14 protein-coding genes are annotated in these 15,350 nt (G+C 73.7%); 5 read left to right on the top strand and 9 right to left on the bottom strand.

The genetic code is table 11. From position 1 onward, the window contains the following. Nucleotides 1-91 precede the first annotated feature (91 nt). The 3 genes from C7C46_RS24665 to C7C46_RS24655 form a co-directional block, all read right to left on the bottom strand. Nucleotides 92-1,339: an HRDC domain-containing protein gene (locus C7C46_RS24665; RefSeq protein WP_110672102.1), complete on the bottom strand. Its 1,248-nt coding sequence runs from the start codon at nt 1,337-1,339 to the stop codon at nt 92-94. A gap of 111 nt (nt 1,340-1,450) precedes the next feature. Continuing rightward, nucleotides 1,451-2,176 (bottom strand): response regulator transcription factor, encoded by a 726-nt coding sequence (locus C7C46_RS24660; protein ID WP_110672101.1) that lies wholly within the window; start codon nt 2,174-2,176, stop codon nt 1,451-1,453. Nucleotides 2,177-2,491: 315 nt separating this feature from the next. Further along, nucleotides 2,492-3,142: a DUF3000 domain-containing protein gene (locus tag C7C46_RS24655; RefSeq protein WP_110672100.1), complete on the bottom strand. Its 651-nt coding sequence runs from the start codon at nt 3,140-3,142 to the stop codon at nt 2,492-2,494. Between the two features lie 165 nt (nt 3,143-3,307). On the opposite strand from C7C46_RS24655, the gene hemE reads away from it, so the two are divergent. After that, nucleotides 3,308-4,384, top strand: a complete 1,077-nt coding sequence (gene hemE / locus C7C46_RS24650) for a uroporphyrinogen decarboxylase (protein ID WP_110672148.1) — start codon at nt 3,308-3,310, stop codon at nt 4,382-4,384. A 161-nt stretch (nt 4,385-4,545) separates the two neighbouring features. On the opposite strand, the gene C7C46_RS24645 is transcribed toward hemE, so the two are convergent. Next, complete coding sequence (locus tag C7C46_RS24645) at nt 4,546-5,424, bottom strand: DUF4349 domain-containing protein (RefSeq protein WP_110672099.1); 879 nt, start codon at nt 5,422-5,424, stop codon at nt 4,546-4,548. A gap of 141 nt (nt 5,425-5,565) precedes the next feature. Between C7C46_RS24645 and hemG the strand changes: the two genes are divergently transcribed. Together hemG and hemQ are read left to right on the top strand one after the other, a co-directional pair. Beyond that, on the top strand, nt 5,566-6,978 hold the full coding sequence (gene hemG / locus C7C46_RS24640; RefSeq protein ID WP_110672098.1) for a protoporphyrinogen oxidase: 1,413 nt from the start codon (nt 5,566-5,568) through the stop codon (nt 6,976-6,978). Nucleotides 6,979-6,982: 4 nt separating this feature from the next. Next, nucleotides 6,983-7,699, top strand: coding sequence for a hydrogen peroxide-dependent heme synthase (gene hemQ / locus C7C46_RS24635; RefSeq protein WP_110672097.1), 717 nt, complete (start codon nt 6,983-6,985; stop codon nt 7,697-7,699). A gap of 28 nt (nt 7,700-7,727) precedes the next feature. Here the strand turns inward: hemQ and C7C46_RS24630 are convergent, their stop codons facing one another. The 5 genes from C7C46_RS24630 to C7C46_RS24610 all read right to left on the bottom strand — a co-directional run bounded on the left by C7C46_RS24630 (nt 7,728) and on the right by C7C46_RS24610 (nt 11,864). Next, complete coding sequence (locus C7C46_RS24630; RefSeq protein WP_110672096.1) at nt 7,728-8,507, bottom strand: TIGR04222 domain-containing membrane protein; 780 nt, start codon at nt 8,505-8,507, stop codon at nt 7,728-7,730. 110 nt (nt 8,508-8,617) lie between these two features. Beyond that, nucleotides 8,618-9,025 carry a peptide-methionine (R)-S-oxide reductase MsrB gene (gene msrB, locus C7C46_RS24625; RefSeq protein ID WP_110672095.1) on the bottom strand — a complete coding sequence of 136 codons (408 nt, stop codon included), beginning with the start codon at nt 9,023-9,025 and terminating at the stop codon, nt 8,618-8,620. Continuing rightward, entirely contained in the window at nt 9,022-10,410 is a 1,389-nt protein-coding gene (gene murC, locus C7C46_RS24620) for a UDP-N-acetylmuramate--L-alanine ligase (protein ID WP_110672094.1), read from the bottom strand. Before murC ends, msrB begins: the two co-directional genes overlap by 4 nt. Before the next feature lie 105 nt (nt 10,411-10,515). Next, on the bottom strand, nt 10,516-10,974 hold the full coding sequence (locus C7C46_RS24615) for an indole-3-glycerol phosphate synthase (protein WP_110672093.1): 459 nt from the start codon (nt 10,972-10,974) through the stop codon (nt 10,516-10,518). Between the two features lie 110 nt (nt 10,975-11,084). Beyond that, nucleotides 11,085-11,864: a dihydrofolate reductase family protein gene (locus tag C7C46_RS24610; protein WP_110672092.1), complete on the bottom strand. Its 780-nt coding sequence runs from the start codon at nt 11,862-11,864 to the stop codon at nt 11,085-11,087. Nucleotides 11,865-11,901: 37 nt separating this feature from the next. Here C7C46_RS24610 and zapE point away from each other — a divergent pair, with 37 nt between their 5' ends. Then, nucleotides 11,902-12,960 (top strand): cell division protein ZapE, encoded by a 1,059-nt coding sequence (zapE, locus tag C7C46_RS24605; RefSeq protein ID WP_245984804.1) that lies wholly within the window; start codon nt 11,902-11,904, stop codon nt 12,958-12,960. A gap of 97 nt (nt 12,961-13,057) precedes the next feature. Next, entirely contained in the window at nt 13,058-15,349 is a 2,292-nt protein-coding gene (locus C7C46_RS24600; protein WP_110672090.1) for a glycoside hydrolase family protein, read from the top strand. Nucleotide 15,350 lies beyond the last annotated feature (1 nt).

Genomic DNA, 15,350 nt, shown 5'->3' with positions numbered 1-15,350 from the left:
CTGCTTCACCGGCCATGCTACTGGTCGGTAACCAACTTGCCCAGGGCCGGGCCGGTGTGCCGGATGTGTCCCGCGCCACGTGCCGCAGCGCTCACTGCGGCGGCTCGACCAGGGCGGCGGCGAACGCCTCGGCCACCACCGGGGCGACCAGCTCCACCTGCCAGCGGCGGGCCCCCAGGGTGCGCAGCGCACCGGCGAGGGCGGGCGCGGTGGGCTCGGCCGGTGGCTCCCAGCAGACCCGGCGGACCAGCTCCGGGGTGATCAGGTTCTCGGCCGGCAGCTTGAGCCGCTCGGCCAGCTCGGTCACCGCGGCCCGGGCCCCGGCCAGGCGGGCGGCGGCCACCGGGTCCTTCTCGGCCCAGGCGCGCGGCGGCGGCGGGCCCTCGTGCGGGGCGGCGGCCGGCGGCAGCTGGGCCTCGGGCACGGCCCGGGCCCGGTCCAGGGCGGCCAGCCACAGCTCCAACTGGCGCCGGTGCACCCGCGGCCCGAAGCCCTGCACGGCCTGCAGCGCCGCGACGGTGGTCGGCATGGCCAGCGCGGCCGCCACGATCGCCGCGTCGGAGAGCACCCGGCCCGGCGAGCTGTCCCGCTCCTGGGCCAGCTTGTCCCTGGCCTGCCAGAGCTCGCGCACCGCGGCCAGCTGCCGGCGGCGGCGGATCTTGTGCAGACCGGAGGTGCGCCGCCACGGGTCCACCCGGGGCGCCGGGCGGGGCGCGGCGGCGATCGCCGCGAACTCCTCCAGCGCCCAGTCCAGCTTCTGCTGCCCGGCCAGCTCCGCCTCCAGCGCGTCGCGCAGCTCGACCAGCACCTCGACGTCCAGCGCCGCGTAGCGCAGCCAGGGCTCGGGCAGCGGGCGGGTGGACCAGTCCACCGCGGAGTGCTCCTTGGCCAGGCTGTAGCCGAGCACGTGCTCGGTCATCGGGCCCAGGCCCACCCGGGCGAAGCCGGCGATCCGGCCGGCCAGCTCGGTGTCGAACAGGCGCTGCGGGCGCATCCCCACCTCGGCCAGGCACGGCAGGTCCTGGGTGGCCGCGTGCACCACCCATTCCGTGTCGGCCAGGGCGGCGCCCAGCGCGCTCAGGTCGGGGCAGGCGATCGGGTCGATCAGCGCGGTACCGGCGCCCGCCCGGCGCAGCTGGATCAGGTAGGCGCGCTGTCCGTAGCGGTAGCCGGAGGCCCGCTCGGCGTCCACCGCGACCGGGCCGGTGCCCGCCGCGAAGGCGGTGACCACGGCGTCCAGCGCCGCTTGGTCGACCACCACCGGTGGCAGACCCTCCCGCGGTTCGAGGAGCGGCACCGGGGCGGTCTCTAGGGCGATGGCTTCTGCGGCGTCGGTCACCCACCAAGGGTACGACGCGCACCGCTTGGCGGACCCGGATCGTCAGGCGTGGACCAGCCCGAACACCAACGGCGGTCCGGAGGAAACGTTCCTCCGGTCCGCCGTCGCGGTTCAGTGGATGATGCCGGTGCGCAGCGCCACCGCGACCATCCCGGCCCGGTCGCCGGTGCCCAGCTTGCGGGCGATCCGGGCCAGGTGGCTCTTGACGGTCAGCGCGGACAGGCCCATGGCCACGCCGATCGCCTTGTTGGACTGGCCCTCGGCGACCAGCCGCAGCACCTCGACCTCGCGCCCGGACAGCTCGCGGTAGGCGGCCGGGGCACCGCCGGGGACCCCGGGGACGCCGGGCGCGCCGGGGGTGCCCGGAGCACCGAGGTGGCCGGGCGCGCCGGGGATGCCCGGACGGCGGAGCCGGCCGGCCAGCCCGGCCTGACCCAGCGGCAGGCCCGGGCGGCCCGGCATCGCGACGTTGGTCCGGGTGCCGGTGACCACGTAGCCCTTGACCCCGCCGGCCAGCGCGCTGCGCACCGCGCCGATGTCGTCGGCCGCGGAGAGCGCCAGGCCGTTGGGCCAGCCCGCCGCCCGGGTCTCGGCCAGGATGGTCAGGCCGGAGCCGTCCGGCAGGTGGACGTCGGCGACGCAGATGTCGCGGGGGGTGGAGACCCGCGGCCGGGCCTCCGCGATCGAGGAGACCTCGATGACGTCGCGCACCCCGAGGGCCCACAGATGACGGGTGACGGTGTTGCGGACCCGGGGGTCGGCGATGACCACCATCGCGGTGGGCTTGGTCGGGCGGTAGGCGACCACGTTTGCGGGGTGCTCGAGCAGGACCGACACCGTGCCTCCTGAAGGGGAGTGGCGGACGGAACCCCGATGGGCGAAGGAGTCGGAGTGTTCCGCGGAGTGGAAAGGGTCACAGACTGCTTCGGCATCATCCGTGCCCGGCTTTAGCGAATGATCACGATCTAGTGAGTCACAATACGGACATTTCGATCAGACATCCGGTGCGACATGCGCAGAAGTCGGTCGAATTCGAATGGATTCCGCACGAAACGGTCGTACTCGGAGCGTCGGTTGACGCCCCATGAGGGCCTGTGAGCAGCAGTGATCCGGATTTCGGGGCCTGCAGGGGGGTCGGCGGTCCGTCAGCCTTCAGTGTGAGCGGGGGCGGCGCCGGGCCGGCATCGGGACCACTCCGCCGAGTGACGGCGCGTCAGCCGAGGGCAGGGGCGCGGGCGCGGTGGGCGGCAGCCCCGCGCAGACGCAGAGCAGGTCCGCCCAGGCGGTCAGGTGGCGCTCGAACCGGCCGTCGGCCGGGGTCCAGGAGGCCCGCAGCTCGATCTCGGTGCTGGCGCCGCGGTCCGCCAGGGCGCCGAAGTAGTGCGAGGCGCACCTGGTCACGGTGCCGCCGGGCTCGGCGTAGCCGGCGCCGTGCGTCTGCAACGCGTCCAGCAGCCAGGACCAGCCGACCTCGCCGAGCATCTGGTCGCCGGCGATCTCCGGCTCCAGCTCGGCGCGGACCATGGTGACCACCCGGTACTCGCCGTGCCAGGCCTCCTGGCCGGCCGGGTCGTGCAGCAGCACGAAGCGGCCGTCGGCCAGCTCCTCGCCGTCCACCTCGACGGTGGCGGTCACCGCCCAGCTGTACGGGGCCAGTCGGCGCGGGGCCGGGGTGGCGGCGAAGACGACCTCCGGGCGCGGCCGGACCGCGACCAGCGCCTCGACCGCGGAACGGAACCCGTCGGGCGCCGACTCCTTGCCCGTGCCGCCGCGCTGCGCAGGGTTCCCACCGACCGATGCCATGAGCTGAAGACTATGCCCAGCGGCGCCCGTGCCGGGTGACCGGCACGCAGTTCGGGCACCCCGAACGCCAGGGTGCGCCACCCCTGCGGGCCGCTCCCCAGTCTTCGGAGGAAACCACCAGTGGGCCCGGCCGGTACGGCCCGCGGTGCGTGGGAGGATGACCGGGTGAGTGAGACGACCGCAGCCCAGCCTTCCGCGCGCCGGAGTGCCGCACACGACTCCGCCTTCCTGCGCGCCTGCCGGCACGAGCCGGTGCCGCACACCCCGGTCTGGTTCATGCGGCAGGCCGGCCGCTCGCTGCCCGAGTACCTCAAGGTGCGCGAGGGCATCCCGATGCTGGACTCCTGCATGCAGCCCGAGCTGGTCAAGGAGATCACCCTGCAGCCGGTGCGCCGGCACAAGGTGGACGCCGCGATCTTCTTCAGCGACATCGTGGTCCCGCTCAAGGCCGTCGGCATCGACGTGGACATCAAGCCCGGCATCGGCCCGGTGATCGCCGACCCGATCCGCACCGCCGCCGACCTGCAGCGGCTGCGGCCGCTGACCCCGGACGACGTCCCCTACATCACCGAGGCGGTCGGACTGCTGGTCGACGAGCTCGGCGCCACCCCGCTCATCGGCTTCGCCGGCGCGCCGTTCACCCTGGCCAGCTACCTGGTGGAGGGCGGCCCTTCGAAGAGCCACGAGCGGACCAAGGCGATGATGTACGGCGCCCCCGAGCTCTGGGCCGAGCTGCTGGACCGGATCGCGGTGATCACCGCCGGGTTCCTCCAGGTGCAGATCGAGGCCGGCGTCTCCGCCGTGCAGCTCTTCGACTCCTGGGTCGGCTCGCTGGCCCCGGACGACTACCGCCGCTCGGTGATGCCGGCCAGCACCAAGGTCTTCGACGCGGTCGCCGACGCGGGCGTGCCGCGGATCCACTTCGGCGTCGGCACCGGCGAACTGCTGGGCCTGATGGGCGAGGCCGGCGCCGACGTGGTCGGCGTGGACTGGCGGGTCCCGCTGAACGAGGCGGCCCGCCGGGTCGGCCCCGGCAAGGCGCTGCAGGGGAACCTCGACCCGGCGGTGCTCTTCGCCCCCACCCGCGTGGTGGAGACCAAGGCGCGCGAGGTGCTGCACGCCGCCTCCGCGCTGGGCACCAGCGGACACGTGTTCAACCTCGGCCACGGGGTGTCGCCGAGCATGGACCCGGACGCGCTGACCCGGCTGGTCGCCTTCGTGCACGAGGCCAGCGCACGCTGACTTAGACCCTCCGGCAATTGGGGGGCGGCGTCGCGACGCCCGGACTCTCGCCTGGACGGCTTCTCCTCAGTCGCCAATGGTCCGCATGGACTCCTTCGTCGGCACCGCCCAGACTCGGCCCGGACACCGCTCCTTCACCCACCCCCCAATGCCGGAGGGTCTTAGTCCTGCGGTTCCTGGGTGGTGCCCCGCTGCCGCTGCTTGCGCAGCTGACGGAGCGCCACCCAGCCGATCGGGGCCAGCACCAGCAGGAACGGGGCGAGCGCGGCCAGCGCGATCAGCAGCGCGCGGACCACGGCGACCAGGGCGTGCCAGCCGCCGGCCAGCGCGTGCCCGATCGAACCCCAGAAGCCCTGCTGGTGCGGGGCCGGCGGGGCGGACTGCGGCTGCGTTCTGGTGCTCAGCTCCAGGGTCACCGTGGAGAGCGCCGTCTTGCCGGCCAATGCCTGGGCCTGGCCCTTCAATGACTCCAGGTCGGACTCGCGCTTGGTCAGCTCGCTCTCCAGCGAGACCACCTCGGCCAGCGTCTTGGCGTCCTGCATCAGGGCGCGCACCCGGTCCACGCTGGCCTGCTGGCTCTTCACCCGGCTGTCCAGGTCCACCTGCTGCTGGGTCAGGTCGTCGGCCTGCCGGCTGCGGGCGAGCACGGTGCCCAGGGCGGCGAACTGGTCCAGCGACTTGGCGAAGTCGGCGGACGGCACGCGCACGACCAGCTCCGCGGTGCTGCCGGTGGTGTTCTCGTGCTCCACGTAGCCGGCGCCGGCGGTGGCCAGGTCCTGGGCCCGGGCGAGCGCGGCGTCCAGGGCGGGGACCTGCAGGTCGAGCCGGGCGGTGTAGGACATGGCGCGGTCGGCGGCGACGGCGGTGCCGCCGGTGGTGGGCTTGGCGGTGGCGCCGACGGCGGGAGCGGGGGCCATCGGGGCGGCCCCGGCCCCGTGGGCGGCGCTGTCGGTGCCGGACGAGCCGGCGGCACTGCACCCGGCCAGCCCGAGCAGGGCGGTCAGGAAGAGCGCGGCGGTGCGGGTTCTGTGTCGGGTCATGTCCCTTGGACGGGGCGGCTGGTGACGGGGTTTCAGTTCCCCGGTTGCGGGGTGGTCACAGAACGAACACCGACCGGACACCCCCGTGCGGGGCTTACCCCCTGCACCGGGCCGGGGCGCCGGGGTGGGAGACTGCCTGGCATGGGAGAAGCACTGCCCCGGATCGCCGTCATCGGTGGCGGCATCGCCGGCCTCACCGCCGCCGCGCAGCTCGGCGGGGCGACCGGCCGACCGCCCCGGGCCCGGGTCACCCTCTTCGAGGCCGGCCCGCAGTTCGGCGGCAAGCTGAGATCCGGCGAGGTCGGCGGCGTCCAGGTCGACCTCGGCGCCGAGTCGGTGCTCGCCCGCCGCCCCGAGGCCGTCGAGCTCGCCCGGGAGGTCGGCCTGGCCGACCAGCTCGAACCCCCCACCACCGCCAAGGCCGCAGTCTGGACCAGGGGAGCCCTGCGCCCGCTGCCCGGCGGCCAGTTGATGGGCGTCCCGGGGGACCTGGCCGCGCTGGCCGCCGCCGACCTGCTCACCCCCGAGGGCCTGGCCCGGGCGCACGCCGAACGGCCGGCCTCGGTGGACCCGGACACCGCGGACGTCGCGATCGGCGCCTACGTGGCCGAGCGGCTCGGCCAGGAGGTGGTGGACCGGCTGGTGGAGCCGCTGCTCGGCGGGGTGTACGCCGGGCGGGCCGAGGAGATCTCGCTGCGCGCCGCCGTCCCGCAACTGCTCGCGGCGGCCCGGCGCGGTGGCTCGCTGGTCGAGGGCGTGCACGAGCTGCTGGACCGGCCCCAGGCCGGCGGCCCGGTGTTCCAGGGCCTGCGCGGCGGGATCGGCACCCTGCCGCGCGCGGTGGCCGCTGCCTGCGAGCGGCACGGCGTCCAGCTGTGCCCGAACACCGCGGTGGCCGAGCTGCGCCGCACCCCGGACGGCTGGCTGGTGGACGGCCGCGGCTTCGACGCCGTGCTGCTGGCCGTCCCCGCCCCGCAGGCCGCCCGGCTGCTGGCGGCCGACGCCCCGCAGGCCGCCGCCGAGCTGGCCGCGGTCGAGTACGCCGGGATGGCCCTGGTCACCATGGCCTTCCACCGCACCGAACTGCCCGCCCCGCCGCCCGGCAGCGGCTTCCTGGTCCCGCCGGTGGACGGCCGGTCGATCAAGGCCGCCACCTTCTCCTCGCAGAAGTGGGGCTGGCTGGCCGCGGCCGCCCCCGACGCCTTCGTGCTGCGCACCTCGCTGGGCCGCTTCCGCGAGGAGGCGGCGCTGGAGCTGGACGACGCCGAACTCGTCGCCCGTTCGCTCGCCGACCTCGGCGAGGCGGTCGGTCTGCGGGCCCGCCCGTACGCCACCGCCGTCACCCGCTGGCGGGCCGGGCTGCCGCAGTACCCGGTGGGCCACCAGGACCGGGTGGCCCGGATCCGGGCCGCGGTGGCCCGGGCCGGCCGGCTCGCGGTGGCCGGCGCGGCCTACGACGGGGTCGGCATCCCGGCCTGCGTGGCGGGCGCGCGCCGCGCCGTCGACGACCTGTTGACCCCGCTGCCGAGTGCGGCGGACGCGAAGGGACAATGAGGACATGACTGAGACGACCGCCGAGCAGCAGCCGCAGAAGATGAAGGCCCGCGACCTGAACCAGGTCATCCGCTACACCATGTGGTCGGTGTTCAAGCTCAAGGACGTGCTCCCCGAGGACCGTTCGGCGCTGGCCACCGAGGTCGAGGAGCTGTTCGAGCAGCTCGCCGCCAAGGACGTCACGGTCCGCGGCAGCTACGACGTCTCCGGCCTGCGGGCCGACGCGGACATCATGATCTGGTGGCACTCCGGCAGCTCGGACGACCTGCAGGAGGCCTACAACCGGTTCCGCCGCACGGGCCTGGGCCGCCTGCTGGCGCCGGTCTGGTCGAACATGGCGCTGCACCGGCCCGCGGAGTTCAACAAGTCGCACATCCCGGCCTTCCTGGCCGACGAGGTGGCCCGCGAGTACGTCTGCGTCTACCCGTTCGTCCGCTCCTACGAGTGGTACCTGCTGCCGGACGAGGAGCGCCGCGGGATGCTGGCCGAACACGGCAAGATGGCCCGCGGCTACCCGGACGTGCGGGCCAACACCGTCGCCTCGTTCGCGCTGGGCGACTACGAGTGGCTGCTCGCTTTCGAGGCGGACGAGCTGCACCGGATCGTGGACCTGATGCGCGACCTGCGCCCGTCCCGCGCGCGGCTGCACGTGCGCGAGGAGGTCCCGTTCTACACCGGCCGCCGCAAGCCGGTGAGCGAGCTGCTGAACGGCCTGGCGTAGCGGCGCCGGGTCCGAGGGCGCTGCGCGGTCAGCCGCGCAGCGCCGCGCGCAGCCGGGCGTCCGGCACCGCGTCGGTGCCGTCGATGGCCACCGCGGTCAGCAGCCGGCGCTCGGCGTCGCCGGACTGCCCGCCGCTCTGCTGGCGCGGCAGCCGGATCTCGCGCAGCACCCGAAGGCCGGCCGGCGCCGCCCAGCGGGTGTACGGGTGCACGTCCACCCGGGCCATCAGCAGGGTTCCGGTGGTGAGGATCAGCGGCAGCGAGAACCAGGCCAGGGTGGTTCCCGCGGTGCTGCCGTCCGCCGGGCCGGTCAGGGTGACCGCGGCGACCAGCATCAGCACCCCCAGCAGCAGCGCCTGGCGGACCTGACGCACCGCCAGCACCGTGTTCTCGCGCACCCCGGCGGGGGTGGCCAGGCCGGCCAGCGAGAGCCGGACCCCGATCTCGGTCACCGTCGGGTGCTCGCTCAGCGCCGCGCGCAGCTCGGTGGTGCGGCACTGGCCCTCCGGGCCGATCTCGCTGATCAGCGCCCGCTCCAGCCGGCTGCGGCCCTGCGGGTCGACCACCGTGGTCCAGCCGGTGTGCGCCAGGTGCAGCCGGCCGCGCCCGCTCATCAGCACCAGTGCCAGGTCCACCACCCGGCGCGGCCCGCCGGCCAGGTAGGCGGTCTCGTACAGCCCGATCAACACCACCTCGGCGTCCTCCTCGGCCAGCCCGGCCATCGCGTCCGCGGCGGCGGCCACCCGCACCAGCCGCAGACAGGAGAGCACCGCGACGACACAGGCGGGAACCAGGAAGAGCAACCACATGGGCCCTGTTGTAGACCGCCCGCACCCCTCCTGGCAGGGGCAACGGGTCGCGCGATACCGAATCGTGATCCGCGCGACCCGCCTGCCCCGGCGCGCCCGCCCCGGCCGGCTCAGCCCTCGGCGGGCCGCAGGGTGAGCGAGATGCTGTTGATGCAGTACCGCTGGTCGGTCGGCGTGCCGTACCCCTCGCCCTCGAAGACGTGGCCCAGGTGGCCGCCGCAGCGCGCGCAGCGGACCTCGACCCGGCGCATGCCCATCGAGTCGTCCTGGATGTACTGCACCCGGTCCTCGGCCAGCGGCGCGAAGTACGAGGGCCAGCCGCAGTGGCTGTCGAACTTGGTCTCGGAGCTGAACAGTTCGGCTCCGCAGGCGCGGCAGGCGTACACCCCGACGGTCTTGGTGTCGGTGTACTCGCCGGTGAACGGCCGCTCGGTGCCGGCCTCGCGCAGCACCTGGTACTCGGCCGGGCTGAGCTGCTCGCGCCACTCGGCCTCGGTCTTCTCGATCTCGTAGCTCATCGCGCCAGCTCCTCCAGGATGGCGGGGCCGAGGTTCGTGACGTCCCCGGCTCCCATGGTGAGAACCAGGTCGCCCGGCTTGGCCATTCCGGCCAGCAGGGCGGCAGCGGCGGTGAACTCGTGCTCTGCGGTGACGTCGGCGCCGGCCGCGCGGGCGGCGGCGATGATCAGCTCGCTGGTGACGCCCGGGATCGGGTCCTCGCGGGCCGGGTAGATGTCCAGCACCACCGAGGCGTCGGCCAGCGCCAGCGCCTGGCCCATCTCCGCGGACAACTGCTGGGTGCGGCTGAACAGGTGCGGCTGGAAGAGCACCAGCACCCGGCCCCGGGCCACCTCGCGGATCGCCTCCAGGTCGGCGGCCATCTCGGTCGGGTGGTGCGCGTAGGTGTCGATCACCTGCACGCCCGCCGCCTCGCCCTTGAGCTGCAGCCGGCGGCGGACCCCGGTGTAGGCGGCCAGCGCCTCGGCCAGCTCCTCGCCGGGCACGCCCAGCGCGATGCCGGCGGCCAGCGCGGCCACCGCGTTGTGCGCGTAGTGCCGACCCGGGACCGAGACGGTGAAGGTCAGCTCGGCGCCCTCCAGCTCGATCGTGACCTCGCTGGTCATGCCGTTCGGCACCACTGAGAGGACCCGCACGGTGGCGTCCTCGGCGGCACCGACGGTGACCACGCTCAGGTCCTCACGGCCCACCACCCGGGCGGTCAGCTCGCGGGCCCCGGGGTGGTCGGCGGAGACCACCAGGGTGCCGCCGGGCTGGATCCGGCCCACGAAGGTCTCGAAGGAGTCGTGGATCTCGTCCAGCGAGGCGTAGTTGGCGTGGTGGTCCAGCTCCACGTTGAGGATGATCGCGACCTCGGGGGCGTACTTGTGGAAGCTGCGGTCGCTCTCGTCCGCCTCGGCCACGAAGATCTCGCCGGTGCCGTGGTGGGCGTTGGAGCCGGGCGCGTCCAGGTCGCCGCCGATCGCGTAGGACGGGTCCAGGCCGAGCGCGGCCAGCGAGACCGCCAGCATGCTGGTGGTGGTGGTCTTGCCGTGGGTGCCGGCCACTGCCAGCGCCCGGCGCCCGCCCATCAGCGCGGCCAGCGCGTCCGAGCGGTGCACCACCGGGATGCCGCGCTCGCGGGCGGCGGCCAGCTCCGGGTTGTCCTCGCGGATCGCGCTGGAGACCACGATGCTGCTGGCCCCGTCCGGCACGTTCTCGGCCGCGTGTCCGACCTGGACCGCGGCACCCAGCTCACGCAGCGCCAGCACGGTCTCGGACTCCCTGGAGTCGCTCCCGGAGACCTTGGCGCCGCGGACCGTGAGGATCTTCGCGAGGCCCGACATGCCGGCGCCGCCGATGCCGATGAAGTGCGGGGCATGCAGGTCGTGGGCGGCGTCGTTCAAGGGTGTGCTCCGTAGTCAGTGGCGGAATCGTCCTCGCGAGCGGGCTCCCCGGGGGCGCCGCCCGCAAGGACGATTCTGCACCACCGACGGCGGCCGGTGACGCGCTCAGGACTCGCTGGCGAACAGCTTCAGCACCGGGACCCCCACCTTGTGCCGGGCCTGGGAGGCCCAGTCCCGGTGGAAGAACTCCTCCACGAAGTGCGGTGCGGTCAGCACCAGCACCTCGTCCGCGCCGGTCTCCTCGCACACCGCGCGCAGGCTGTCCAGCGGGTGCTCGACGACCACCCGGCCGACCGCCTCGGCCCCCGCCGCCCGCAGGTGGCGCAGGCTGTGTTCGAGCGACTCGTCCGCCACCTCCGCAGCTCCCGCCTCGGTGCGCTCGTGCACCGCCTTGTCCAGATGCCCGAGTGCCACGTCGTCCAGTGCGCGCAGCAGTTCGTCGGTCTTTCCGCGGGGTTGCATCAGGACGACGAAGGAGACCTTCTCCTCGCCGTGGAGCGTGGTGACCAGCTCCACGTCGGCGTCGGAGAGCGCCTTTTCGATCATCAGTACGGTCTTGAACACAAGAGTCCCTTCCGTGTCGCAGGCCCCCGGGGTCCGGTGTCCCCTCTCATAGTGCCCGGCGGAAGCTTTCCTCACGCGGCACACGCGGCACACCGGCCCCTTGGGAGTGATCACTGACCCGGTTCAGGATTGCCCGCTCGGCAGTAGCGGGTAAAGATGAAACCTTTCTGCTCGATCAATGAGACCAGCCGCATCGCCTGCGCGTCCGGCATTTCCAGTCCGTGCATGATCCGTGGCGCGTCACCGGCGGTCATCAGCGGGGCCAGCGAGAGGCAGAGCTCGTCCAGCAGCCCGGACCCGGCCAGTCCGGCCAGCAGCCGGGGACCGCCCTCGGTCAACTGCCGGGTCCAGCCGCGCGCGGTCAGCTCCCGCTGGGCCGCCACCAGGTCCACCGAGCCGTGCCCGGCCTCGACCAGGTCGGCCACCTCGGCCACCGCCGCCCGGGCAGCGGCGGGGGCGTCCCTGGTGGTGACCACGACGGTGCGCACCAGCGGCTCGGTGAACAGCGGGGCGGTCAGGTCCAGGTCCAGGCTGCGGCTGACCACGGCGATCGCCGGGGCCGGCGCCTGCCCGGCCGCGGCCCGGGCGGCGGCGAACCCCTCCCGGGCCCGGGCCGGCCGATACCCCTCGGCGCGGACCGTCTCGGCGCCCACCAGCACCACGTCGCACAGGGCCCGCAGCACCCCGAAGATCCGCTTGTCCGCGGTGCTCGACAACCCCGCGGAGAGCCCGTCCAGCCGGGCCGCCCCGTCCAGCGAGGAGACCATGTTGGCGCGTAGCCAGGGCCGGCCCAAGTTCACCTGCTCGGGGTACGCGTAGACCTCGGCGAGCGCGGCCAGGTCGTCCTGGTCAAGCTCCTGGGAGTGTGATGCAGGGATCAGTCGGCGCATGACTGGCAGTGTTCCACGGCGCGTAGGCTTTATTACCGTGTCCGCAGCCTCACACCCCCATGCCATAACCACCGCGGCCCCACCCGTCTCGCTGGTCGAGCGCCGCCCGGTGGTCGCCGCCGAGCGGCTGGTCGCCGAGATGGTGCCCCCGCCGCGGTTCGCCGGGGTCAGCTTCGGCTCCTACCTGCCCGACCCGACCCAGCCCAGCCAGGCCGAGGCCGTCACCGTGCTGGCGGAGTTCGCCGCCGGCCTGAACGCCGCCGAGGCCCCGCGGCGCGGCTGGTTCCGCCGCGCCGCCCCCGCCCCGACCGGCCCGGCCGGGGTCTACCTGGACGGCGGTTACGGCGTCGGCAAGACCCACCTGCTCGCCTCGCTCTGGCACGCGGTGCCCGGGCCGAAGGCCTTCGGCACCTTCGTCGAGCTGACCAACCTGGTCGGTGCGCTCGGCTTCCAGCAGGCGGTGGCCACCCTGTCCGGGCACAAGCTGCTGTGCATCGACGAGTTCGAGCTGGACGACCCGGGCGACACCGTGCTGGTCTCCACCCTGCTCTCCCGGCTGGTCGAGGCCGGCGTCAAGCTGGCCGCCACCTCCAACACCCTGCCGGAGAAGCTGGGCGAGGGCCGGTTCGCGGCCACCGACTTCATGCGGGAGATCCAGGGCCTGTCGGCGCACTTCAGGTCGGTGCGGATCGACGGCCAGGACTACCGCCACCGCGGCCTGCCGGCCGCCCCGCCGCCGTACACCGACCAGCAGGTCGCCGAGCGGGCCGAGCAGGCCCCGGGTGCCGCGCTGGACGACTTCCCGGCACTGCTGCGGCACCTGTCGGCGGTCCACCCGAGCCGCTACGGCGCGCTGCTGGACGACGTGCATGCGGTCTTCCTGCAGGGGGTCTGCCCGGTGGAGGACCAGTCCACCGCGCTGCGCCTGGTGGTGCTGGCCGACCGGATGTACGACCGGGAGCTGCCGATCACCGCCTCCGGCATCCCGTTCGACCAGGTCTTCTCGGCGGAGATGCTCAAGGGCGGCTACCGCAAGAAGTACCTGCGGGCGGTCTCCCGCCTGGTGGCGCTGGCCCGGGACAGCGCCCGCGGCTGAGGGGGCGTTAGGCCGGTGTTAGACCGGCTGCCTAGGGTGTCGACCGGTCGTCCACCGACGGACGGGCCGTCACCCTTCCCTCTGCTGGAGCTCCTTGATGCCCCGCACCATCCGCCGTCCCGGCCCGGCCGTGGCAGTCCTGCTGCTGCTGATCGCCGCGCTCCTCGGCGCCCTCCCGGGCGCCGCCCGGGCAGCCGTCCCGATCGGCCCTCCCGCCAACATACCCGGCACCGCGCCCGTGCCCGCCGGAGTCACCGTCAGCGGGGTTGACCTGCACGACGGCCAGATCCAGAAGTTCGGCTCGACGTACTACCTGTACGGCACGATGTACAACTGCGGCTACACCTGGCAGCAGCAACCCACCCCGTGGTGCGGGTTCGGCGTCTCGACGGCGTCGAGCATGAGCGGGCCCTGGTCGACGCCCGTCATGCTCTTCTCGAAGGACGCGCCCGACCCGTACAACCCGGGCCACACCTACCAGGACGTCTGCGGAAACCACCGCTCCGGCTGCTTCTCGCCGCGGATGGTGCAGCGGTCCGGCTGGGGCGCCGGCGACAACGTCTTCGTGCTCTGGTTCAACGCACCCGCGTACATGAGCCTGCCGGCCCCCAACACCGCCTCGCACGCCTACATGACGATGGGCTGCAACGGTCCGACCGGCCCGTGCGGCGCCTCGGCCGGCGCGCCCTACGGCACCACCCACCGCCCGACCCTGCACCAGTGCGACGGCGCCAACGGCGACCCGGGCCTGACCGCCGACTCGGAGCGCGTGGCCGTCGGCGAGCCGAGCTCGATCGCGCTGATCTGCCCGTCGGTCGGCACCACCTCGGTCTCCGTGGAGCAGCTCGACAAGTGGGGCACCAACGGCACCGGGGTCGGTGTCGACAAGGTCCCCGGCATCGCCAACGCCGAGGCGATGGGCGCCTACCGGGACGCCTCCGGCACCTGGGTGATGACCTTCGCCGACCACAACTGCGGCTACTGCGCGGGCACCGGCGCGGGTTACGCGACCGCGCCCCACATGCTGGGCCCGTGGACGGTGCAGGGCAACAAGGGCGTGGGCCAGTCCGACGACGCCCGGCGGATCTTCTCGCCCGGCTCCTGCGGCGGCCAGGTGGACACCGTCTCGGTGATCGACGGCCAGGCCTGGGAGAAGATCGACCTGTGGACCGGTGCGATGAACGAGAAGGGCGCCAACCTGCGGTTCGAGCCGCTGAACTTCAAGGCGAGCAGCCACACCGCCGGTGACGGCCAGGTCTGGCGCCCCGAGCTCGCCGCCTTCGGCTGCACCGACGCGCCGCCGCCCGCGACCGCACCGCCGGCCCCGGTGACGATCAGCGGGGTGGACCTGCACGACGGCCAGATCCAGAAGTTCGGCTCGACCTACTACCTGTACGGCACGATGTACAACTGCGGCTACACCTGGCTGGCGACCGCCACCCAGTGGTGCGGCTTCGGCGTCTCGACGGCGTCCAGCATGAACGGCCCGTGGTCCACGCCCCAGCTGCTCTTCTCGGCGACCGCCGACGACCCGTACTACCCGGGCCACACGTACCAGGCGGTCTGCGGCTCCGGCTCCGGCTGCTTCTCGCCGCGGATGATCCAGCGCTCGGGCTGGGGCGCCAACGACGGCGTCTTCATCCTGTGGTTCAACGCCCCCGGCTACAAGAACCTGCCCGCCCCCTACACGGCCACGAACGGCTATATGACGATGGGCTGCAACGGCCCGACCGGCCCGTGCGGGGCCTCGGCCGGGGCGCCCTACGGCACCACCCACCGCCCGAGCCTGCACCAGTGCGACGGCGCCAACGGTGACGCGGGGCTGAGCACCAGCGTCGAGGACAACACCCTCGCGCTGGTCTGCCCGATGCCCGGCACCGGCTCGCTCTCGTTGGAGGAGCTGAGCTACTGGGGCACCGACGGCAGCGGGACCGGAATCACCCACCTGGGCAAGCTGGACAGCACCGAGCTGGGCAACGTGGAGTCCACCGGCCTGTTCAAGGACAGCGCGAGCCACAAGTGGGTGCTCACCTACGCCGACAAGAACTGCGGCTTCTGCAGCGGCACCGGTACCGGCTACGCGACCGCCGACACCCTGACCGGGACCTGGACCGCGCCGGCCAACACCGGCGTGTACGCCGCCGGGCCGGACTCGCCCGCGCACAGCCGGCGCCAGGTCTCCGCCAACTCCTGCGGCGGCAAGCCGGACACCGTCTCGGTGATCGACGGCCAGGCCTGGCAGAAGATCAACCTGTGGACCGGCTCGACCGCGCCGGCCGGATCCGGCCTGCTCCTCGAGCCGCTCAGCTACCAGCCGTCCGGCAACAAGGCCGGCGACGGGCAGCCCTGGCTGGCCGAACTCGCCCCGTTCACCTGCCCGGACATGTGAT

Origin of the sequence: Streptomyces tateyamensis (genome assembly GCF_003205575.1) — a bacterium.
In the GTDB taxonomy this organism is placed as follows: Bacteria; Actinomycetota; Actinomycetes; order Streptomycetales; family Streptomycetaceae; genus Kitasatospora; species Kitasatospora tateyamensis.
The sequence above is the reverse complement of the archived record's forward strand: the minus strand, read 5'-3'. Positions and strand labels throughout refer to the sequence as shown.